Annotated in this window: 14 protein-coding genes and 1 pseudogene; 6 read left to right on the top strand and 9 right to left on the bottom strand. The window is 43.4% G+C overall.

The window, feature by feature from the left end; translation table 11 throughout:
• Positions 1 to 38 precede the first annotated feature (38 nt).
• Together M2273_RS04610 and M2273_RS04605 are read right to left on the bottom strand one after the other, a co-directional pair.
• A complete protein-coding gene (locus tag M2273_RS04610; protein ID WP_429393570.1) occupies positions 39 to 707 on the bottom strand; it encodes a LytR/AlgR family response regulator transcription factor in 669 nt (222 codons plus the stop codon).
• The gene (locus M2273_RS04605) at positions 700 to 1,752 is read right to left on the bottom strand and encodes a sensor histidine kinase (RefSeq protein ID WP_429393567.1); all 1,053 of its coding nucleotides are present in this window, start codon (positions 1,750 to 1,752) and stop codon (positions 700 to 702) included. Before M2273_RS04605 ends, M2273_RS04610 begins: the two co-directional genes overlap by 8 nt.
• Before the next feature lie 159 nt (positions 1,753 to 1,911).
• Between M2273_RS04605 and M2273_RS04600 the strand changes: the two genes are divergently transcribed.
• Positions 1,912 to 2,586: a DUF4395 domain-containing protein gene (locus M2273_RS04600; protein ID WP_429393565.1), complete on the top strand. Its 675-nt coding sequence runs from the start codon at positions 1,912 to 1,914 to the stop codon at positions 2,584 to 2,586.
• A gap of 9 nt (positions 2,587 to 2,595) precedes the next feature.
• Positions 2,596 to 4,059, top strand: coding sequence for an aminotransferase class V-fold PLP-dependent enzyme (locus M2273_RS04595; RefSeq protein WP_429393563.1), 1,464 nt, complete (start codon positions 2,596 to 2,598; stop codon positions 4,057 to 4,059).
• A 419-nt stretch (positions 4,060 to 4,478) separates the two neighbouring features.
• On the opposite strand, the gene M2273_RS04590 is transcribed toward M2273_RS04595, so the two are convergent.
• Positions 4,479 to 6,854: an ABC transporter permease gene (locus M2273_RS04590; RefSeq protein WP_429393560.1), complete on the bottom strand. Its 2,376-nt coding sequence runs from the start codon at positions 6,852 to 6,854 to the stop codon at positions 4,479 to 4,481.
• A 309-nt stretch (positions 6,855 to 7,163) separates the two neighbouring features.
• Here M2273_RS04590 and M2273_RS04585 point away from each other — a divergent pair, with 309 nt between their 5' ends.
• Complete coding sequence (locus M2273_RS04585; RefSeq protein ID WP_429393557.1) at positions 7,164 to 7,718, top strand: HAD-IIIA family hydrolase; 555 nt, start codon at positions 7,164 to 7,166, stop codon at positions 7,716 to 7,718.
• Positions 7,719 to 7,774: 56 nt separating this feature from the next.
• On the opposite strand, the gene M2273_RS04580 is transcribed toward M2273_RS04585, so the two are convergent.
• The 3 genes from M2273_RS04580 to M2273_RS04570 form a co-directional block, all read right to left on the bottom strand.
• Positions 7,775 to 8,503, bottom strand: a complete 729-nt coding sequence (locus tag M2273_RS04580; protein ID WP_429393555.1) for a hypothetical protein — start codon at positions 8,501 to 8,503, stop codon at positions 7,775 to 7,777.
• A gap of 289 nt (positions 8,504 to 8,792) precedes the next feature.
• Positions 8,793 to 10,481: a serine hydrolase domain-containing protein gene (locus M2273_RS04575; protein WP_429393552.1), complete on the bottom strand. Its 1,689-nt coding sequence runs from the start codon at positions 10,479 to 10,481 to the stop codon at positions 8,793 to 8,795.
• A 92-nt stretch (positions 10,482 to 10,573) separates the two neighbouring features.
• Positions 10,574 to 11,368, bottom strand: a complete 795-nt coding sequence (locus M2273_RS04570; protein ID WP_429393550.1) for a helix-turn-helix transcriptional regulator — start codon at positions 11,366 to 11,368, stop codon at positions 10,574 to 10,576.
• A 538-nt stretch (positions 11,369 to 11,906) separates the two neighbouring features.
• On the opposite strand from M2273_RS04570, the gene M2273_RS04565 reads away from it, so the two are divergent.
• The gene (locus M2273_RS04565; RefSeq protein ID WP_429393548.1) at positions 11,907 to 13,925 is read left to right on the top strand and encodes a M13 family metallopeptidase; all 2,019 of its coding nucleotides are present in this window, start codon (positions 11,907 to 11,909) and stop codon (positions 13,923 to 13,925) included.
• Between the two features lie 238 nt (positions 13,926 to 14,163).
• On the opposite strand, the gene M2273_RS04560 is transcribed toward M2273_RS04565, so the two are convergent.
• Positions 14,164 to 15,591 (bottom strand): SusD/RagB family nutrient-binding outer membrane lipoprotein, encoded by a 1,428-nt coding sequence (locus M2273_RS04560; RefSeq protein ID WP_429393545.1) that lies wholly within the window; start codon positions 15,589 to 15,591, stop codon positions 14,164 to 14,166.
• A 10-nt stretch (positions 15,592 to 15,601) separates the two neighbouring features.
• Positions 15,602 to 18,733 carry a SusC/RagA family TonB-linked outer membrane protein gene (locus M2273_RS04555; protein WP_429393543.1) on the bottom strand — a complete coding sequence of 1,044 codons (3,132 nt, stop codon included), beginning with the start codon at positions 18,731 to 18,733 and terminating at the stop codon, positions 15,602 to 15,604.
• Between the two features lie 339 nt (positions 18,734 to 19,072).
• Here M2273_RS04555 and M2273_RS04550 point away from each other — a divergent pair, with 339 nt between their 5' ends.
• Together M2273_RS04550 and M2273_RS04545 are read left to right on the top strand one after the other, a co-directional pair.
• Entirely contained in the window at positions 19,073 to 21,157 is a 2,085-nt protein-coding gene (locus M2273_RS04550) for a S9 family peptidase (RefSeq protein ID WP_429393540.1), read from the top strand.
• A 206-nt stretch (positions 21,158 to 21,363) separates the two neighbouring features.
• Positions 21,364 to 22,590, top strand: a complete 1,227-nt coding sequence (locus M2273_RS04545) for a D-alanyl-D-alanine carboxypeptidase (protein WP_429393538.1) — start codon at positions 21,364 to 21,366, stop codon at positions 22,588 to 22,590.
• A gap of 447 nt (positions 22,591 to 23,037) precedes the next feature.
• Here the strand turns inward: M2273_RS04545 and M2273_RS04540 are convergent.
• Positions 23,038 to 23,517: pseudogene (locus tag M2273_RS04540) on the bottom strand (HAD-IC family P-type ATPase).
• Positions 23,518 to 23,711 lie beyond the last annotated feature (194 nt).

The following is a 23,711-nucleotide window of genomic DNA, read 5'->3' as shown; positions in this document are numbered from 1 at the left end:
CTTATCCCGCCGCATGTTTAGGCCGGGCTTACGTGAAATTAGGTTAATTTTTCAACGTTATCCTTATAAGCTCTCCCTACAGGAACCGACATCCCACCGATCTCCAGAAACCCGGCCGCGTATGATTCAATTTTATTCAAGGCCACAATAAACGAGCGGTGCACCCGCATAAAGAGTCGCTGCGGAAGCAAGGATTCGATTTGCTGGGTGCCCATTTTGGTGACATAAAAATTTTTAGCGGTGACAATCTTGATGTACTCACGCTGGCTTTCGATGTAGAGGATTTCCGAAAACCAGATCTTCACTTTTTTGTGCTGCACATTTAGGAAAAGGTATTCTTTCGCCTGTTCTAAAGGGCTTCTGATTTTATTCACCGCCTGCAGGAAGCGTTCGAAGGCAAAAGGTTTCAGCAGGTAGTCTGTAACATTCAATTCAAAGCCTTCTACAGCATACTGGTGATAAGCCGTCGTCACAATGACAGCCGGCGGTTGCGCCAGCGTTTTGAGGAACGCCATACCCTTCAGTTTGGGCAGATGAATGTCCAGAAAAATCAGGTCCGGCTGGTGATGCCGAAGATATTCTGTTGCACGCAGTGCATCTTTAAAAGTACCGGTTAGTTCGAGGAACGGCACTTGCGCAATATAGTCGGCAAGCACTTTGACCGCCAGTGGCTCATCCTCAATGATAATGCATTTGATATCAGACATGGCTGGCCAGGTTAATCTTCAGGGTCGCCGTAAATTGCGCTAAACCCTGGTGTACGTTTAAACTATAGTCGGTATACTGCAATTCCAGCTGACGGCGCAGGTTGGAAAGGCCGATGTGCTCCCTCACCACAGGCTCCCCGGTTGATTCTTCCGTGGAGTTTTTTACCAAAAAAACAAGCTGACGCTGATTCACCGAAAGATGAATATCGGCAGACGGATTATCCCTGGTTTCAGAAACGCCGTGCTTAAAAGCGTTTTCTACCAATGGTACGAGCAGGAGCGGGGGGATAGCCTGTTTCATATCCTCAATATCGTAATTAAAGTTGACCCTAAGCGAATCGTCATAGCGCAACTTTTCGAGTTCCAGGTATTCACCAACGATCCTGACCTCGTGTTCGATGGCGATAAAATCACCGCCCGTTTCGTACAGCATAAACCGCAGCATCCTGGACAGGCGAAGGATCGATTCGGGGGCCAGATCGCTTTTATCCCTGGCGAGTGCATAAATATTATTCAGGGTGTTGAACAGGAAATGCGGGTTGGTCTGAGACCGTAAATAATTCAGTTCGGCTTCGCGTTTTTCCAGGCGCAGTTGCTGGGCCGACAATTTTAATTGCTGGTGGTTATAACGGTACTTGAATAAGCCAAAAAAGAAAACGGACAATAAGCCATGCGGAACGATATGACCGGTGCCTTTTTCTACCGACTCAAATTGGATCAGCGCCGTATAAATATGCAGCTGTATTCCAAAGAACCGCCAGGCATATAAACCAAAGGAAAATAAGGCCAGCAGGCCAAACACCACCAACAGCCACCACAGTGTTTTGCTGATGGCCGGCCGCTTCCTTCTTAAAAAGGACAGGGTGTATTCAAAAAATATAAAGTTGACGACAGCGAGGTAAATCACCAGCCAGGTATTGTTGAAAAACCTGGGCCAGAACGAACCGGGTTCATTGGCCGAATCGACCACCAGCCAAAACAACAGGTAGCCCAGCGTGACCTGGATATAAAACTTAAACTGTTGTTTACTGATGTTTATTTTCATAATGCCTGAAAAGTAAAATTAGGCATTTCTGTGGATGTTGTCATTGACGTATATTCGCCGTTTGTTGACTGCTTAGCGCCGTCTGTTGACCGCGGGATCTACGCTTTATTTTAATGATTATATTGTTTGAAAAAACAATCATTCATTAAAAATTAAGGTATGAAGAAGGTAATTCAATTCGGGGAACAGGTCGAGGGCTACGACATCCCGGTACTCAACGAGCGGGAGATCAGGGCAGCGGCAGGCATCCTTTTCCTGGTGATCTTTACTTCCTATTTGCTCATTATACTGACTGGTGATTTTGTGCTGGCCAAATACGCGGTCACCCTTTTCTTTACCGACTTCCTGATCCGGGTGTTCGTAAGTCCCCGTTTCTCACCGGCGCTGATCATTGGACGGCTGATCGTACGCAACCAGGTGCCGGAGTATGTTGGTGCCCGGCAAAAAAAGTTTGCCTGGATCGTAGGGGTGATCCTTTCTTTCACCATGCTGGTATTTATGGTCATCATTAATTCTTTCAGCCCGATCACCGGGATCGTCTGCCTGTTGTGTATGATCTTCCTGTTTTTCGAATCAGCATTTGGCATCTGCCTGGCCTGTAAAGTCTATGCTGCGGTTTATAAAGAAAAAGTCCGGTATTGCCCGGGGGAGATGTGTGACGCAAAAGCAAGACAGCCGATACAAAAAACGTCGAAAGTGCAGTTACTGATTGTGCTGGTGTTTGCCGGCTATATATTTCTGATCGCCCATCTCTTTAACGCCAGTTTCCGGGAAAAGCCATATGATATGTTTGGGCTGTTCGGGCCGGCAAAAACGGCATCTAAAAGTAAATGACCCGGGCTGATGGCAACCTTGAGCACACTGGAAACTTATTTCGCCCATTTCCGGGATCATATCATCGGCAACGAACAAACCTTTGCGTCTCCCGATGGCCCCAGGAAGATACTATATGCTGACTGGACAGCCAGCGGGCGGGCCTACCAGCCCATTGAAGCGTACCTGCAACGGGAGATCCTGCCTTTTGTAGCCAATACCCATACGGGTTCCACCATTACAGGCTCCCTGATGTCGCAGGCTTACCAGGAGGCCAAAGCAACGATCAAACAGCATGTTAACGCGGGAAGTGACGATGTGCTGATCTTTTGCGGCAGCGGTATGACCGCAGCGGTGAATAAACTGCAGCGGATATTGGGCTTACGTGTTCCCGAACGGTTAAAGGATTATCTGGAAAAGGGAGGCTCATGCCTGGAGGTTAAGGAGCAGCTCCGGCCGGTCGTGTTTGTTACCCATATGGAACATCACAGTAATCAGATTAGTTGGCTGGAGACGATTGCTACCGTGGAGATCATCGGTAGCGATTTACGGGGCAATGTAGACCTGGATTGCTTTAGCGCGCTTTTAGAGCGATACCGGCACCGGGTTCATAAAATAGCTGCAGTTACCGCATGTTCCAACGTAACCGGGATCGAGACACCTTATCACGAGATTGCCGGCATCATTCATCAGCATGGCGGGCTGTGTTTTGTGGATTTTGCCTGTTCGGCGCCCTATGTCCGTATAGACATGCACCCTGAAGAAAAAAGCACCCGGCTGGACGCCATTTATTTTTCCCCGCATAAATTCCTGGGCGGGCCCGGTACACCAGGCGTATTGATCTTCAACAGCATCCTGTACAGCAACCAGGTGCCGGATCAGCCCGGCGGCGGCACTATCGCTTATAGTAACCCCTGGAAGCAACATACCTACATCGCCTGTATTGAAGAACGCGAGGACGGCGGAACCCCGCCTTTTTTACAGGGTATCAAAGCCGCCATGTGCATACGGCTGAAAGAAAGGATGGGAACCGGAAACATGCGCAAGCGGGAAAAAGAACTGCTGGTCATTCTTTTTAACCGTTTTGAGAAAATAAAGAACGCGACGATTCTTGAGGGCAGTGTTACGGATCGCCTTGGTGTCGTCTCCTTTATCATCCGGGGGGCGCATTATAACCTGGTCGTGAAGCTCTTAAACGATCGCTTTGGTATCCAGACCCGGGGCGGCTGCTCCTGCGCGGGCACATACGGTCATTACCTGTTGAACGTTAGCCTAACCGACTCTCAGGAGATATTAGGAGCTATACTTTGCGGCAACCCGCAGGGTAAACCCGGATGGGTTAGGCTATCCATTCACCCAACGATGACCGATAATGAAATGAATCTGATCATGGACGCGATCGGGCAGGTCGCTGCAAACCACACAGACTGGGGAATGAACTATCATTATTGTCCCGCAAACAACGAATTTTTACTGAATGCAAATATACGATGAGCCATTAAGCGTTCCGTTTAATCGGGCCCGATCCTGGATTCGTTTAGCTAAATACCAGAGACATCTTTTTTTGGCAGCGTTTGTTCGCGGTTGCCATCATTACAGGTTTAATAGGATGGACCACTGTCCCGCATCGTTCAATGCATAGGTCAATCCGTCGCTCATTTATTCACAAAGAAGATCATACAGGGCTAGGGATCGCAGGGGCAGGGATCTGGTTCTGCGATCCTGGTAAAACAGCGGCCGAACGGGCGCCTTGCGGTACGGGAACGCACAAGACTACCTGGCTGGCAAAGCCCGTAAATAAAAATAATTGATATTCATTAGCTGCCCCGGTTCGTTTTGCTCATGAATATCAAATGCAACGGCACGACTATAGTGTATGTCTGTAATTAATGCCATTTACAAAGGCAGACTTATCAATCCATTCTCAAACTTTTTACCGGGTTCATCAGTGCTGCACGGAAAGCCTGTAAACTGATGGTGAACATGGCTATTAAAACCGCAATTGTTCCCGCCAATGCGAACATCCACCATTGGATAGCTATTCGGTAGGCGAAACTTTGTAACCAGTTATGCATGGCCCACCAGGCGATCGGTGATGCAATGACCATGGCTATTACTACCAGTTTCAGAAAGTCTGTGGAAAACAGGGCAACGATACCTGTCACCGTGGCCCCTAATACTTTACGTATGCCGATCTCCTTCCTGCGCTGTTCTGCTGCATAGGTCGCTAAACCAAATAATCCAAGGCAGGCGATTAGCACTGTTAAAATGGCTACGATTAGAAATATGGTTTGTCTGATATGATCCTCATGATAAAATAAGTCCCATTGTTTATCGAGGAAATGGTATTCAAATAAATGGTTTTGATCAACCTTGTGGAGAACTGTATTCATCTCTTCAATGGTCTGGCCTATGTTGTCCGATGCGACTCTTACGGTAAAATAGTCAATGCTCTGAACCGGGTTATTCTGAAATCCCAGCACTATAGGAGCCACTGATTGGTGAAGCGATTGAAAATTAAAATCTTTCACAATACCGATCACCCTTGCATTAAATGGCTTATCCAGCGGGATTTTAATCAATTGTTCTGAAGGGCTTTTTATACCTAATTCCCTGGCAGCTGTTTCGTTGATCAGTACAGCAGCAGAATCACCCAGACTACCTGCCGCAAAGTTTCTTCCCTTATTTAAGGTAATTTGATAGGTTTTAAGAAAATGTGCATCCACACCCAAAAAATACATATCGTTGCCATCCGCTGCCTGTATATTTTCATTCTTTACTTTCACTTTGGGCAGATCTTTCCATTCACCGGGTACCCTTGAGCTTACCGATACATCTTTTACATGCGCCAACTTTCCAAATTCTGATTTAATAGTTTCTGCGGCCCCTCTTACCTTGCCGCTGTTGATATCTACCACCAATAAATGATCTTTCCTAAACCCCATGTCCTTGGTATTTATATATTGCATCTGCCTGTAAACGATGGTGATGACCACGATCATAATAATCGAAAGCACGAACTGGAAAACAACTAATGAGCGACGTATGGAAAGATTTCCCTTGCCAATATTGATCTTGCTTTTAAGCAGTAAAAGAGGCTGTAAACGCGCCTGGAATAAGGCAGGATAAACTCCCGATAATAATCCGGCTATAATAACAATCAACATAATACCGAACCATATGCGGTAATCGGTGCCAATCCCAAGTGTCAATTGTTTTTCCGTAAATGAGTTAAACCAAAACGACAATAAAAACCTGGTCAACCCTAAGGCAAGGAGGAGAGCAATGGCGGTTATTAAAAAAGTTTCCGTTAAAAATTGAGCAGTCAGGTTTTTTCGTGAAGCTCCGGTTACCTTCCGTACAGCGATTTCCTTTGTTCTTTTGGTAAATAGCGCGGTGGTTAAATTCATGTAATTGATACAAGCAATCAGGAGCACGAACAATGCAATGATCGAAAAGGTATAGATGTAGGTAAGGTTCCCGGTTTTACCCGGATTATTTTCTATATCGGCCGAATAAAAGTGAATGTCTTTTAACGGTTGCAGTAAAAAATGGCTTTGATATTTTACCGCTGCATCTTGATTTTGAACAGCAAGCCGGTTAATTTTTGTTTCCACATTATGCGCGTTCGTTTTATCATTTAACAGTATATAAGTGGTAAAACCATCGGAATTCCAGTCCGTACTTACAAAGTTCCTGAACGCCGCATTGTTTATACTTGATTCTGAAAAAAGAAGCTTAAAAGAGAGATGGGAATTGGATGGAAGGTTTTTCAATACTGCCGTTATTTTAAAAGGTGTTATATCCCGGTCAGATTTAATGAGCTTGCCCAATACGTCAGTGGTATGAAACAGCTTTTGTGCCATTTCCGCTGTAAGGATTACCGAATGGGGATCCCGCAATGCGGTAGCGCGATCACCGTACAATAATTCGAAATCAAAAATCCTGAAAAATCCCGGACTGCTTGTCCGGAGTTCCTCATAAAAAACATTGGTATTCTCAACAGTCGAGATATTGGTTCTTCCAAGGGCAAAAAGCCGTACTATTTCTTTTATTTCAGGGAAATCTGACTTAGATTTTTCAGAAACCTGGTATCCCGCAGCAGGGATTTTTGTTTGCTTTCCCTCAGCTGTAGTTTTCCGGTCAATAACCCTATAAGTATTCCCTGCATGCTTATGAAAGCTATCGTATGTCAATTCGTCAAAAACATATAAAGCAATCAACAAAAAGCTTGTTAAGCCGATTGTCAATCCAAAAATGTTGATGAATGAAAAAATTTTGTTCTTCATCAAATTACGCCACGCGATTTTAAAATAGCTTTTCAACATAATGAATATGTAAGTTATTTTATGGTCATTAATGTAAATTTCATGCCATTATTATAAATAACTTATAATCAGTAATTTATAGCAGGAATATCGCCCTTTAACTGTACGGATGCGTACGGTTATTGTGCGTAATTGAACAATAGGCTGCCCAGTGCCGGGTCTGATGAATTGACTCTTCCTTGGAATATATAATCTGCAACAGGCGGCAACTAACAGGTTCTGTTAAAGTTAGATAAAAAAACAAGCGGACTTCCTTAACTTTATGAAGGCATGCAGATGAACAAAGCGGTATTTTTAGATCTGAACGGAACGCTGGTATTACCACTCCGGCAGGAATCACTTGCGGAAATGGAACTCATTCCGGGGATCGACCTGGCTGTGGCGAAACTGCTGACCGCAAACTTCATTTGCCCGGTTGTGACCATCCAGTCCGGAATTGGCAAAGGACGGTTTACTGAACGTGAATTCAGGGATTGGTTTGCAGCTTTCTTCGGGAAATTGAAACTGGATGTCAAAGGACCCTATATTTGCCCGCACCGTTTTGCAGAAGATTGCATCTGCAAAAAGCCCAAGCCATTTTTATACGAGCAGGCCGTAAAGGATTATGCCATTGATCTGTCCGGGTCTTATACCATTGGCGATACCTCCTGGGATGTGCTGGCCGGGAAAAACATGGGCGGCCACGGTTGCCTGGTCAGAACCGGTTGCACAGAAAACGAAATGGAATATCGGAAGGCTAAACCACACGCTGCTTATGTCGGGCAAACATTGGATGATGTCGTGCAATGGATCCTGAAAACTGAGCAAAGCGGGACAACGGTTTAACGGCCTTGAATTTTATAGCCGGGATTAGCTTAATATTTTCTTTTCATAGCACGCATTCATTTCTTTAACAGGCTATCGATCTTTTTTAAAACGACCTCGCTTTCGTCCAAACTCGCGTTGGCCCTTTTTAATACATCATCCAAATCCGTATAAAAAGATAAAATGTTTTTGATCCCAGGTTGCGTAAAAAACGAACGGTCAAGAACCACCTGGTTGTTCGTGTCCCTTTTAAAATTATGAATGAGATAGTCTTTAACCTGGGTATTTAAAAATTGATTGAAGAAATTGATTTGCTGCCCCAGGTCGGGAATTTTTGTCTGGTACAGGTCGATAATGGTATTTTGCAGCGCTTCATCCTCTATTACATCTAACTTGCCGGACGATTTCAGCGATTCATACCGGTTAGTGTTGGGGAAAAAATAAACGTTATGAAACAACTTATAGGAATAATATTTCGTGCTGTCCGAAGACCAGTCGATGCCGTTCTCTGGTCTGAGGAAGTATTTTGCTGCATTTTTCATCGAAATGCATTTTGCAGATGAACCTTTTAATTCCTCCAGGTCATGGGTCAGGTCGGTTTTTAAACCGGCCAGGAATTTTTTTTCCAGCTTTTGGTCATCCTGGTTTTGCCGCCATCTTTCCAAAACCAGCGAAAGCGATATCGCAAATACGATAATCGCGATTTCTGTCAATATTTCTCCCAGTTTATGCCCCGGTTTCAAATTGTCCTTTTTCAGCAATCCAAAAACCCGCCGCGAATGCTTGATAACTTCGTTGGTGCTCATTGTTTAATCCTGATAAATACATCAATATTAGTTATAAAATATCAAAACCGTATAATTGGATTTGTGATCCATCTGATTCCTGGTTGGCGGTTATGGCTGGGGTTTAGGGTGACTAAATGGCGATTTGCAGCTTTTTACGGCCCGAACAGTCGGAATTCGGCGCCAAATTATTGAAAACGCTATCAAAGATCCAGCGAAAAATGGAACAGGCGTTGAGCTTTCTCCTTTAAAATTACAAAGCCTGTACCGGATTCGCTAAGCGAAAGTAAAACAGGCCAGCAGATGTTCATCATCGCTTGTCGTACTTCTTTTCGGTGGAATCATACTTTGTTTTGTTAAATAACAAGCCTGCTGCGTCGCCGCTGGCAAACTCAAGGGCCGTGATTGTTCCTTTACTATCTCTAACTGCCACAACGTGGTCAAAAAAGAATAGTTCGGTAAAAAGGTCATCAGCGCCTACAGGCCTCAATTCAAAACTTCCATGCCGATTGTTGCTCAGCCAGAGCCGTCCGTTTTTGAGCGAGATCGTAAAATTAAAATCCAATTCTGTGGAGGTATAAGAACCGACAAATTCCTTTAAAATAGTTTTTTCATCAGGAGGAACCCTTCGATAAAGCTCTGCAGGATTCGGCCCCGGTTTTTCCAGTTCGAGTTTTTGCGTTGTACCTGCTTTTATGAAATGATAGTTTACCTGCCTGTTGGCTGCTTGTTGAAAAGAACTATCGGCCACAGCCAGCAGTGCCAGATCACCAGCATATACCTGTCCGTTTTTTACACTAATTTTAATCCTTGATCCGTTCTGGGCGATATAATCCCCTGCAAGCCCTTTCGGGACAGTGCCTGCGTATACTGGGGCGCCAGATGCCTTACTTATTGGGTCATCGGTCATGCCTTCCGCCGGATGGGGTAGCAAAATCCTGACTATCGCATCCATAGCCCTGTTCGTCTTTGGGCCGTCATCACCATTCGTTAAAATAATGACACCGGTCTTTACATCGGGAAACACAGCCATAAAGTTTTTGTAGCCGGCCAGGCCGCCTTTATGTGTAAGCCTCCGCTGTCCCCAATATTGATCTGGTATGATCCCCATCGCATAATCCAGCATTCGGCCATTATTTAGCCTGCCTGGTGCAGTGAGCAAGTGTATTATCGCGGTATCTTTATAAGCAGGATGATAAAGATGGCGCATCCATTTGGCAAGATCAGCGGCCGTACTGAACATGCCGCCATCGCCCTGGGTGTAAATATTGTGGTTGACGTTACTGTATCCGCCCTGGTCACCGGCATAGGAGTCCGCCCGCTTTTTGATGATCTCAGCCGAGCCCGGTACGATGCGGCTGCTGGTCATTTGCAGGGGGCGGAAGATCGCTGAGTCCACAAAAGCCGCGAATGGTTTTCCACTGACTTTGGCGACGATCTCAGATAAAAGGATATAATTGGTATTGCAATAGGAGAACTTTTCTCCCGGTTTAAAGTTAAGCGTATGCTGTTTTTTGATCATACCAAGCGCCATATCCTGAGACAATAAACCATCCATGTTAAAACCGGTAAAGGGCAGCAGCGTAAAATCATCACGCAAACCGCTGGTATGGTGGAGCAGGTTCATCACGGATATCTTCGCGCCGTAACCTGGCAGCCAGGTAAGGTAAGTGTGGATATCAGCATCCGGGTCAACCTTTTTATCACGGATCAATAACGCAATGGCGTAGCCTGTGAACTGTTTTGCCAGTGAGGCGAGGTAGTACACACTTTCTTGTGAATTAGGGACACCATCTTCCAGGTTGGCCAGACCGAAGCCTTTACTGTAGATAACCGCATCATTTTGGGTGATCGCAACAGCGCAACCCGGGCCGGTAGCTGTTTTCCATCCGGAAAATGCACTGTCGATGCGTTGCATGGCCTCCGGTGATAAATCTTGCGCAAAACAAGCGTTCAGCATACCAAAAAGAGCAAAAGTAAAAACTAATAAACCTTTCATGGACACTAAGGTAAATACTATACATTTCAATAAATTGTATAAATATAGCGCGCTGGGGACCTATCTTGTAAGTGCCGATTATAACAACATCATCAGGCACGCAGATCCTTTGGAAGTAGCCCTGTCTGCTCTTTGAAAGCGCGGATAAAATGGCTTTGGTCAAAAAAACCGCAAGTGTATGCCACCTCCGCAAGCGGCTTATGGGTATAAGCAATAAAGCCTATTGCCCGCTCAATTTTTATCCTACGGCGGTATTCTCCAAGTGTTGTACCAAAATAACGAACAAAATAACGGGAGATATTAACGGGGTGGATGTTAACTGTCGCAGCGATTTCTTCTATCCCTATTTTTTCCTGCCAGCTGTCGTGCAGTAACGCTCTTACTTGTGCCAGCCATGGAGGAACAGTATCTAAATTACGCAGCCAACCTGATGCGGCATCCAGCAAAAGCATGTGGATACTGTCTTCAGAATATTCGTCATAAAAACAAATTTCTTTAAACAGGCGCGTCATTAACAGTTCGCCTCTAAAGCCAATTCTATGAATACCGTTAGCCACAATTGCCTCCGTTAGGCCATATTTGTTAAAGAAACCTGATTCCAGTTCAAGATTGACGTTGTTGCACATCCGGCTAAGCACCGTATTTTGATGTACTTCTTCTGAATGCATAAAGGAAATATGTTCAGTCGTCGTTCTATCTGACAAGAGCGTTTGGCGCCTCACTTGCATTTCCCCCCGTAAAACAAAACTCAAGTGTGCGTTCTCATGGTAATGTAGCGCACTTGTGCCCATATCCTTGTGGTAATTCGTCAGGCCGGCAAGCACATTGTCAGCATGATAAATTTTATTGGTTGTACTACAATATTGTCCTTTGCTTAGTCTCAGCATATTACCAGTAAAAGTACGGTTATTAGTATCAAAATGATCAAATCAAATGTGGCGAAGTGGGGAGAACATCGAACTAATCGGCTCAATGAAACTGTAGGTGTATTTTTTTGATTAATAAACGATTGGATGTAAAAAAGAACTGGACAGAACCGGAATTAACCGATCTGTCCAGTATGGTGGTATCTAATACCCTCCATTCTTGTCGAAATAAAAAAAGTACAATCCGACTCGGACTACCTTTTAAATCAGAGGCCACAAGTCGAAATATTGAAGCTCTTTTTGTATTCCGGAGATTTAAATTTAGGCGCTTATGCACACGCTGCAATGCCAAGGATAAAAAGTATCTCATGTTTACTTAGTATACATCATTCAACCTTTTACATTCGTTGCTATTACTGTTATTCAGACCTCATTTTTCCCGCTCAAAGTGGGTAATCCTGAATGGCCGGGGATGTTTGTATTTTCGGGCAAGTTTTCTTCCTTTGTCATTTTCTTGCGGAGTATGAAAATTTAATATCTTTAAACAAATCTTCAATTTATGAAAAAATTATTTTGCTTGTGTTTAACGGCAGTATTTTTCAGCATATGGAACTATTCGTATGCTCAAAAGACAGGTTTTGTTGATGTAGCCGGATTGAACCCGCAAATAAAACCCGGTGATAATTTCTTTCGCTTCGTTAATGGCCGCTGGGACGACACCGCAAAAATTGCTAGCGATCAATCAGGTGTGGGCTCTTACTCGTTCCTGAACATCCCGCAAAAACAACTGCTGCAAAACATCCTGGATAGCGTTTCAAGAACTAATAACAAGATGGGAAGCATTGAGCAAAAGATAGGTGACTTCTACGCATCCGGTATGGATATCGCAACGATCAATCATCGCGGATATCAGCCTATTAAACCAATACTCACAGGTATTGATGCCATCAATAATGTACCATCGTTACTCAGATTTGTAGGAACGGAATTAAAATCGGGTAATCGTTCAATCATTAGCTTTGGAGTTTCTCCCGACAACAAAAATAGCAGCTTAAATATTGCCCATGTCTACCAGGGAGGTATCGGTTTACCCGATAGAGATTATTATTTTAAAACCGATTCACCTACGCTGCACATTCAACAAGCCTATAAAGAATATGTCCGTACCTTGTTTGAATTAACCGGCAGCAGCCGTGCCGCCGCAATTAGGGATGCGGCTATAGCTTATGGAATCGAGAAACAAATTGCTGCATCACATAAATCAAATATTGAACTAAGAGATGTCAATGCAAACTACCATAAAATAGCTGTTGCCTCTATCAGGAACTCACAACCAAATATAGGTTGGGTGACTTTGCTTGCGGGCTTAGGCGCAACAACCGACTCGATCGATATGGCCCAACCCGCTTATTACGATAAGTTGAACACGTTGTTAAGTTCAGTCACCATCGATGACTGGAAAGTATATTTAAAGGCCGGCACCCTCGAAAACTATGCTGAAACACTCAGTAAACCTTTTGTTGATGCCTCATTTGAATTTAATAAAGTATTATCCGGGCAAGCCACGCAAAAATCCCGCAGGCAAATCATGACGGAAAGCGTTGATAGCTATTTAGGGCAGGCTTTAGGGCAACTGTATGTAAAAAGATATTTTAACGAGGATTCAAAAAAACGTGTGCTGATATTAGTAAACAACCTCCAGAAATCTTTTGAAAATAGGATCAATCATCTTGATTGGATGAGTGACAGCACTAAACAAAAAGCAAAGGAAAAGTTATATACGATCACAAAAAAAATAGGTTATCCGGATAAGTGGAGAGATTACAATAAGGTACAAATCAACAGAACAGAATACTTTGAAAATGTGCTCTTGCTAAACCAAAACGACTACCAGTTTCAGCTGGCAAAATTGAACAGACCGGTTGACAAAACAGAATGGGGTACAACGCCGGGTACGGTTACAGCGTATTATAATCCATCCCAAAATGAGATTGTTTTCCCTGCAGGTATTTTGCAGTTCTCTTATTTTGATTTTTCGGCAGATGATGCAATCAATTACGGAGGTATCGGCATGGTGATCGGCCATGAGATGACACACGCCTTTGATGACCAGGGCGCACAGTTTGATAAGGACGGTAACGTCAAAAACTGGTGGACAAAGGAAGATTATCAAAAATTCCGGGAGAAAACAAAACAATTAGCCGACCTATATACTTCGTTCACTGTTTTGGATACTGTTCATATTAAGGGAGCCTTGACATTGGGCGAAAACACCGCCGATAATGGTGGCATTGCGATCGCGTATGATGCATTTAAGATGACGCAACAAGGGAAGAGTTCTGAAAAAATTGATGGGTTTACGCCAGACCAACGTTTCTTTCTGTCAGTGGCCAGGATATGGAGGGTAAAAACAAGAGATGCGTTCCTTCGTACGTACGTGAACACTAATCCGCATTCGCCGGCCATGTGGCGGGTAAACGGTCCATTGATGAATTTTGCTCCTTTTTACCGTGCATTTAACCTGCAACCAGGCGATAAGAATTACAAACCCGATGATCAAAGAGTAAAGATTTGGTAAAAGGCGTGGAGGTAAAACCTACTATTAAGGGAATTAAAGCAGGTATTGATGAGCCATTTGAAAAAGCTACGGAACTTATTTTAAATTACAAGCTTACTTCTAAACAAACGGTAATAAACCGTCCGCCAATTTATTGGCAGACGGTTTATTAAATCAAAGCATGGAATTCTGAGGTTAATTAAAATAATATACCTGCTCCGCAATAGTTGTGAGTGGGCGGGTAAGACGAATCATAGCATCATTTATCCCACCAAAGCCTGTCGAGAAGGGAGCCTATCTTTGGAACATTAGTCCCGTTCTTGCTTCGCTCCCCTACGGTGTAATCAACACGGCGAATAAAAGAAGATAACACTGCATTTACCGGCAGGCTGAAGTTTTTGTATTTATAATCAAACCTGCGGGCATCATTCCAGGCCTCCGGATTAAGATAAGTAGCTATATATTTTTCTTTAAAAATTAAATCTAAAGTTAACCCCTGGACACCAACAGAGACAGCCGGGCTGGCTAAGTAGGCAATACGATCAGGATCCGAAGCAGGAACTTGTAACTTATCCATATTGGCATTTATACCTGTCAAATAAGCGGTATAGGCCCTTTCGCGATCGTTGGCGCGGAAAGCAGCTTCGGCTTCGATAAATTTAACTTCTGCATATGTAATGATTAAAACAGGTGATTTATCACCTGTCCATGTCGAGGTTTCTGAAATGTAACACTCATCATGAACGGTATTGTTTCCAGGAGGCCTGTTTCCTGCGCCACTTACAGTACCTATATATTTTCCGGTTATTGTTGTATCCGTAATTTTTCTGATACGGGGATCAAAAACACCATAAGTAGTACCGTTTAACTGATCTATCAACTGGTTAGACAGCCAGCCGCCAAGACTTAAGCTGGCGTTGCTCAATGCTACCCCTGCCCATGGATTACGCAGCTGAAAAGTAGCCATGCCCGCGTCATCCGCATTGGAAGTGAATGAATTACTTACCGCCTGTAAAACAGCGGTTGCATCATAGGTTGATGTTTTACTTATCTTGTTCAGCAACCTGGCCTTTAAAGCATAAGCCATTTTAAGCCATTTAGTTCTATCGCCGACATATATTAAGTCGCTTGTGGCTAAAAGCTTAATAGTTGCGTCTGTTTTAGTTAACTGGGTTATAGCCTCATCAAGTAAGCCCGTGCATGATTTGTACAGATCCTGGTCGGCATCATATTTAGGCGTAAACGTGGTGCCTTTGAAGGCTTCTGTGTATGGGGCACTTCCCCATAAATCATTCACCATACCTAAATGATAGGCTAAAAGTACATCCGCTACACCTATATACTCGCTTGAGTTTTGAGCGGTTGCTTTTGTTTTCATATCATAAATATCAGCCATGGCATAGTACAACGCATCCCAGGTGCTTGAAAAATCCAGTATCTGGTAAGTATCACTTGCAGCAGCGACTGATGGATTAGCTGTATATTGCACATAAGGTGCAACGATGCTGCCAACACTATAGCTATCCATACCGCTTTTATAGGTCGCGGTGGTAAGCCTCGAGGATAACACCGGATCGCTCGCCAGATTCGGGTTTTTATCCAGGTCAAAATACTTTTTGCAACCTGAGAAGGTTAATGATTCTACCGCAAAAAATATGATTAAAATATATTTGGAGAACTTTTGCATGATTACTTCTTTAAAAACCTACGTTAAGTGTAAATAAAATTTGCCTGGCAGCGGGATAGGTGAACCCAGACCAGCCATCAACATTACTCCCGGCATCCGCCGAAATTGATTCTGGGTCTAAACCATAATACTTGGTATGTAACCAAAGATTATTTCCGGTAGCCGAAATAGCAACACTGTGAATAACCTTTTTGGGCAGGAACTTTGCGGGCAAAGCATAGGTCAGGGTTAAGGTTCGCAAACGGATCCAGGAAGCATCTTCCACAAAAGGCTCAGAAATTGCCCTATAATAATTACGATAGTACCCTTCTCCGTAATTTACGCCATCGGGCCCAACGCCCTGACCTAACCAAACTGATTTGGTGTTAGGCGTTCCATCGGCCAATACGCCGGGGAATACTTTAAAATCTCTGCGGTTAGCTGTATAATCGGCAATACCAAATGCCGCGAAAAAGTTATCTAAGCGGTTAAAACGCTGAAATCCCCATCTGCCATCAAATAAAGCAGTTAAGCTAAGGCTTTTATAGGTGAATGTATTCGATAGACCGCCAATCCATTTAGGTTGCGAATTGCCTAAAAGTTTTTGATCTGACACTGCTCCCAATACCGGAAAACCATTTGCACCTATGAGCATCGGCTTGCTTTTGTCGGTAGTTACCGGATCTTCCTGGCCTGATCCGTAATAACGTTGCCAAATGGTACCGTAAATATTACCATAGGATTGCCCGGCAATCAGCTTCATGGTTGCCGGCGAATTTAAGTAACCGCCACTGCTACCACCATAGGTAATTGAATTAAGCCCTGCCGGCAGACTTAGTATCTTATTACGATTAGCTGAGAAGTTAAGGCTCGCATTCCAGGCGAAGTCCCTTGCTTTAATTGGGGTGCCCTTCAATATAAGTTCAATGCCTTTATTACGCATAGTGCCGGCATTTATATAGGTGTTTACATAGCCGGTTGTTGACGATACATCGGCTTTTATAATCTGATCTTTACTTAGTGAATAGTAATAGGTAAAGTCAAAACTTACACGATTTTTAAAAAAGCCCATTTCTAAACCACCTTCATAGGTGTTGGTGAATTGGGGTCTTAAGTTAGGGTTTCCTAACGAAGCGCTTCTGGTATAACCTGTATTTCCGGTAGGTAAGCTGGTATACGGAGCATATCCATTCGAAATCGCATAAGGCTGCGCATCTTTACCCAATTGTGCGTAGGAAGCTCTAAGCTTGCCAAAGCTCATAAATCCAGGCAATTTTAAGTGGTCAGAAAATACATAAGATAAACTTGCCGAAGGATAATTAAAACCCCGGTTTTCTTTAGCTAAACTTGATGTGATGTCCCTGCGCAAGGTAAGGGACAAAAAAAGGTAATTCTTATAATCAAAATCAGCCTCCCCAAAAAGCCCCATCAGGTGATATTGTGTTAACGTGTCATTAATATCAGTAAAAACAGATGCATTAGTCAATTCATAAAAGTTATATACACCAAGCTTTGTTCCTAATATACCTTTATCGGTTTCCCGTCTATCATAAATATCCTGGCCTATGCGCACGGTCGCATGCAGATCAGGCGTTATTTTATGGTTAAACGTTGCTATAAATGTGGAGGTAATAGCACGGAATTTAATATTATACTCGCCTACATAACCGTCTGCATTATCATATAAATGTTCTCCCGGTATTCCCTGGGGCCCCGGAGCGGAACGAACCCGGTTGTCATTGTAAGTATCCAAACCCGCCCTATAGGTAAAATCAAGCCAACTGGTTGGGGTATAGCTATAACTAATTCCTCCAATAAACCGGTTAACATCACCTTTAAACCTGTTTGTAGCGGCACCATAAATAGGATTGTTGGTTCCGCGCCAAACCTGGGTGCCGTCAGGATTCAAATAATCACTAACATCCCAGCGTGGTGAAAAATAAGCCAGGCTTTCTCCAAAACGGTCAGCATCATAGGAATAGCCGCCCGAATTGGTAAAGGTCATGTTAATGCTGGTTTTAAACTTTGGACTGATTTTAATATCTGTGTTTAATTTGCCCGAAAAGTTTTTATAATCGGTAAACGGAAGCATGCCGGTTTGATCAAAATAAGAAACCGATGAATAAAATCTCGCTATATCATTACCTCCTGCAACGGAAAGGGAATTACGGTTTTGTTTACCTGTTTGATAAGCTTGTTTATAGTTATCATAAAGCTGGGCCGGGTGGGTTGGGTCAATCGCTATAGCCTCCTGTACTGCAGGCCCCCATGCCGGACCAAGACCAATTGGCGTATATACCCCTAAAATACCGGCTGTATAGGTTTTTTGAACCGCCGGTAGTTTATCAGGATTCTCAAAACCATAAGTGCTGGAGTAATTAACCTGTACACCATTGGCCTTACCCCGTTTGGTTGTAATGACAATGACGCCGTTTGACCCCCGCAAACCGTACAGAGCTGTAGCTGCGCCGCCTTTTAATACGTTCATGGTTTCAATATCATCCGGGTTAATATCTGAGGCCCGGTTACTTACCGACCGAACGTTATATCCGGCCCCGGCCCCCAGGGTCGATGTGCTGTTATCCATCAGTACCCCATCAATAACAAACAGGGGCTGGTTATCGAGACCTACATCAATAGAGTTTACACCCCTGATCTTAATGTTTGCACCCTGGCCCGGGCCACCGCCAATGCTTGATATGGTTACACCGGCTACTTTTCCCTGCAACGCGTTCACAACGTTGGGCTGGTGGTTTTCATTGAGCTCCTGCGAGGTTACGCCCTGCGCAGAATAACCTAATTCGCGGGATTGCCTGGCTATACCCAATGCGGTCGACACGGTTACTTCCTGTAGCATTTTGCTGTCGGTTGCTAATTGAACATCAATGGTAGTTCGGTTATTGATTTGAATTTCCTGGGTTACATACCCCAAAAACCTGAACACCAAAACACCGTTAACAGGCACGTTCTTTAGTTGATAAATGCCTTTAACATCTGTACTTGTGGCGGAAGTAGCGCCTTTAAGGGATATGGTAACTCCAGGAATCGCTGTACCATCCCCGGCATCCAGTACCTTACCGCTAACCGGCCCATTTTGAGCGATGGCATTCCCGGCCCCGAATAATAGTAATGATAAAATGATTAACGTAAAAATTTTCTTCATAAGGTGGATTAAAATGTAATAAATAGTTTAAAATTCGATTTAATATTTCTTAAAAGTGGTAGTTTTTATATTCATTGTTAATGTTAGTTGCTTTATTTTGATAAAATTATTGTTAAAGCAATTTTTACGATAAAAATTCACCAATTATACTTATGTTTTTAGGTAGTATTTTATTTTTATCGAAAATTTGCTGCCGTTGTGCTACTATTATTGAAAATATTATTCAATAATCGAAATTATATTGATTATGTATTAAAAAAATTACAATAAATTTTTACATATTAAGCAAATTTTGAATGGAAATTAGGTATGATTGTGTTTAGTGTATCAGGTGTTTTTATGAAAAAATTATACTTTTTAAGCTGTCTCTTCTCACTTGTATTTTGTAACGATGCCTTCTCGCAAAAATTCACGCTTGATGCGGCATTAAGCTATCCGTTCCCTACGCAATTAACCAGCTGTCCGGCTTATTCGGAAATTGCCTGGGCGGTAAACCTTCGTGGGTTAAGGAATATATATGTAGCTGCAGGACCTGATTATAAACCCAGAAAACTTACCAGCTACATGACTGATGACGGGCAGGAACTTACCAGCTTATCTATTTCGGCTGATGGAAAGGCAGTTGTCTACGTAAGGGGAGGTGATCACAGCTCAAGTGAAGGGAACGTTGCGGTTAACCCCGCATTTGATCCCATGGGAACAAAGGTTCAGGTATGGAGTATACCATTTGCAGGCGGAGAACCTAAACTATTAGGGGAAGGTGATCTTCCGGTTTTATCCCCCAAAAGTGATCATGTAGCTTTTATAAAAAATGGCCAGGTGATGCTGGCGCCCGTTAACGGTTCAACACCTGCCAAAACGCTGTTCGAAACGCATGGTATGTGCAACGCTTTGGAATGGTCTCCTGATGGCAGCAAGCTGGTCTTTGTATCCAATCGTAAAGACCACGCTTTTATCGGAATATTTAGCGGCGTTGATAAACCCATTCAATGGATAGCTCCCGCATTCTACAGAGATGCCTCGCCCCGCTGGTCGCCTGATGGCAGTAAAATCGCATTTATAAGAACTCCCGGTCTGGGTGGCATACCCGATTCTGTATTAGTCAGAAAACATCAGCCATGGGCAATATGGGAGGCCGACGTTACTTCGGGTAAAGCTTCTATGATTTGGAAAGCGCCTGAAACGCTGGCCGGTTCAGTACCTACAACGGATGGTGGAGTTAACCTTAACTGGGCTGCAGATAACCGGATTGTTTTTTTATCCTATCATGACGGGTGGCCTCACCTGTATTCTATACCAGCCACAGGCGGGCAACCTTTATTGCTTACCCCGGGAGCATTCATGACCGAACAAATTAAATTGAGCCCTGATAAAAAGTTTGTGTTATTCAGCGCAAATACCGGGGGCGAAACGCAGGACATTGACCGCCGGCATATTGCCAGGGTTCCCGTTGATAAAGCCACTATGGAAATGCTCAGTACCGGCACCGGGATAGAGATATATCCAGTAATGGCCGATAATGCCTCAACAGTGGCTTTTTTAAGTTCGACCGGGCAACGGCCACTGCTACCTGCTTTAACAACCATAAACAGAAAGAAAATAGCACTTTTAGGTAAGGACCTGATCCCGGAAAATTTCCCCCAGAAATTAATTACACCTAAACAGGTACTATTTAAGGCGCCCGATGGCACAACAATACATGCCCAGCTTTTTGAACCTGCTGGGGGTAAGGGAAAAAAACCGGCCATCGTGTATGTGCACGGTGGCCCGCAGCGCCAAATGGTGTTAGGCTGGCATTTTATGGACTATTACGCTATCGACTATGCTGTTAACCAATACCTGGCAAGTATTGGATTTTATGTATTGGCTGTAAATTACCGGCTGGGTATCGGCTATGGATATGAATTTCATAAACCAGCCCATGCGGGTGCAACCGGTGTGTCAGAGTATCAGGACATTAAAGCTGCCGGCGAGTGGCTCTCTTCCCAGCCGGAAGTAGATGCCAGTCGCATCGGCATTTATGGCGGATCATATGGCGGCTATCTGACGGCTATGGCGCTGAGCCATGATTCCGGATTGTTTGCCGCAGGTGTAGATATTCATGGTGTACACAAATGGGCAAAGCCTGTTACAACCGGTGAACCAGCCCCGGACGCCGTTCAAGCCGCTAAGGTGGCCCTGCAATCATCCCCTGTATCGTGGGTGGATAGCTGGAAATCGCCGGTGCTTATTATTCATGCCGATGATGACCGTAATGTAGCATTTAGCCAAAGTGTTGATCTCATACACAGATTTGATGTTAAAGGTGTATCTTATGAATACCTGAGTATCCCTGATGATACACATCATTGGATGAAGTTTTCCAACGCGGTGACGGTTAGTGAAGCTACTGCCGAATTTTTAAAAAGAAAACTTTTACCCTAGTTGCTCAAAATGAATTTTACCGCACAGTATTTTCTGATACATGAATAAAAAATATGTAGTGATCGCTTATGAATAAAAGTACACGCCCAACCGGTATCCCTTTTAAGAAAACTTTCCGTCACGTTTTTCTGTACAGTGCCTGCCTTTTGGTAACAAGCCTCCTATTTAGCTGCTCCACACAGCGTGTGCCGAAACGGAAGATTCGTATGCTTATAGAAGAATCAGCTATTAACCGTGATCATTTTACCGGCTTTGCCTTATATGATCCGGAGAAAAGGGAAATGATCTATCAATTAAACGCTGATAAATATTTCATTCCTGCTTCCAACACCAAGCTGTACACTTTTTATACCGCGCTGCAAATGCTCGGCGATTCTATTCCGGGGCTGCGCTATATCAATAAGGGCGACTCCCTGATTTTCTGGGGCACAGGCGATCCTTCATTTCTGCATTCTACTATAAAATCAACCAAAGCTTATCAGCTGCTGAAGCAAACGTCGAAAAAGCTTTTTTACGCCGACAATTACACCGGAAACTTTTATGGCCTGGGTTGGCCATATGGTAATTATGGAGATTACTATCAGGCCGAAATAAACGCTTTGCCCGTCGAAGACAATGTAGCTGTAATTACCCCCGATCATCATGGCGGTTTACTTATAAAACCATCCTACCTGCAAAAATTCCTGATGCCGGACTCTGCATTCCACCCCAAATCATTTATGGTAAAAAGAAACCTGTTTGATAATGGATTTACATATCCGACAGGGGTGATACCTGATAAATACAAAGGGGAGATCCCATGGAAAACCAGCCTTGAACTCACTCAGGCTTTATTGCAGGATACACTCAAAAAGCCGGTTGAACTTATAAAAATGAATATGCCTGATACCGCAAAAATTTTATACAGCGTTGCTGCTGATTCTGTTTATAAAAGTATGCTGCTACCCAGCGACAACTTTATAGCCGAACAGCTGTTACTGGTGTGTTCATCCACACTGCCTGGCGGCAAACTGAATACACAAACTGTAATAGCATACAGTAAAAAAAAATTCATGAACGATTTGCCCGATGAACCACAATGGGTAGATGGTTCAGGTTTATCCCGCCAGGATCTTTTTACACCAAGAACAACTATTGCACTGCTGCAAAAAATAGCTAATAAAATTGGCAGCGAAAAACGGTTGCATAATTTACTTCCTACAGGCGGAGTTTCTGGCACACTGCGCAATGCCTATAAAACAGATAATGGCGTACCATTTGTGTGGGGTAAAACGGGCTCGCTATCAAATAACCACAACCAAAGCGGATACATCATTACCCGAAAAGGTAAAAGACTGCTGTTCTCCTACATGAACAATAATTTTACGCGTTCAACAACGGATATCCGTGGCGAAATGGTACGTGTAATGACTGAAATTCACAACTGCTTTTAAACATCGACGTGGGTATGCCTTATTCACGGCTTATACCGCTTAGGTCGCGGACTTACTTAGGATATTTTGTATAATCCGGACGGCTTACCGGTCAGAACAACCTGAATTTTGTAAACTAGCTTGTTTGTTCTACAATAACAACAGTAGTAATAACTCATTTTATAACAATCAAGATTTAATATCTATCATTGATAAAATGTGGATCGGATGGGATTGATTGGCGTGTAAAATAAAAATGTTTATTTGATATTTTTTGAAATTTAAATCCGACTAAGTATCCTGTTTAAATAAAGGTTATGTTACCTATTTGTTATTTTTGATTAATAAGTATTTGATAATCAACAATTAATTGCATTCCTGCCATGTGATCCGTTGGTATCAGTTAAAAGAGCGTGTGTGTCTCAATGCACACGCTTTATCCTTACATCGGCACCTATTAGTAAGTGATTACCGCTTGACCTTAAGCATGCTCACATTAATAGCCACGACAAACCGTACTGACCGTCATTAAGACTGCGCCCGCGGCTGGGCTTAATACAATACCTTGGCTATACAGCACACCGGCAGCCAGCGGCAACGCGATTACATTGTAACCGGTCGCCCAGGCCAGGTTTTGAACCATTTCCGGTAGGTCGCTTTACAGAATAAGATCAGGCTGACAATGTCCTTTGGATTGCTGTTTACCAAAACAATCCCGGCAGTTTCTGCCGCAATATCTCTTCCCGACCCAACGGCTATACCAATATCTGCTTATGCAAACGCAGGTGCGTCATTAACACCGTCACCGGTCATGGCTACAAACTCGCCTTTGCTTTGCAGTTCTTTGATTTTTTCCAATTTCTGATGCGGCAATGAATGACCTAACTCATTTATATTATAAAAGTGATCACTTTCCTTAAATGTGATTATGTTTTGACTATTAGTAATATAGTGTTATATTTATGTTGAATTGTTATAGTTGATGTATTTTCAATACTATTAATTATGTCCAAGTTCAGTGTTTTCTTTGTATCCCGTCCATCAAGACACCCTGCTAACCAGAAAGGGTACGACTCAATCAGACATTGTTATAGGGAAGAATATGTGAACCCTAAGTTTTGGCATGTTCATTTGCGGCCTCC

Source organism: Mucilaginibacter lappiensis, from assembly GCF_050433765.1.
GTDB lineage: Bacteria > Bacteroidota > Bacteroidia > Sphingobacteriales > Sphingobacteriaceae > Mucilaginibacter > Mucilaginibacter lappiensis_A.
Note: the sequence above shows the minus strand (reverse complement) of the source record. Positions and strands in the feature narration are given on the sequence as shown.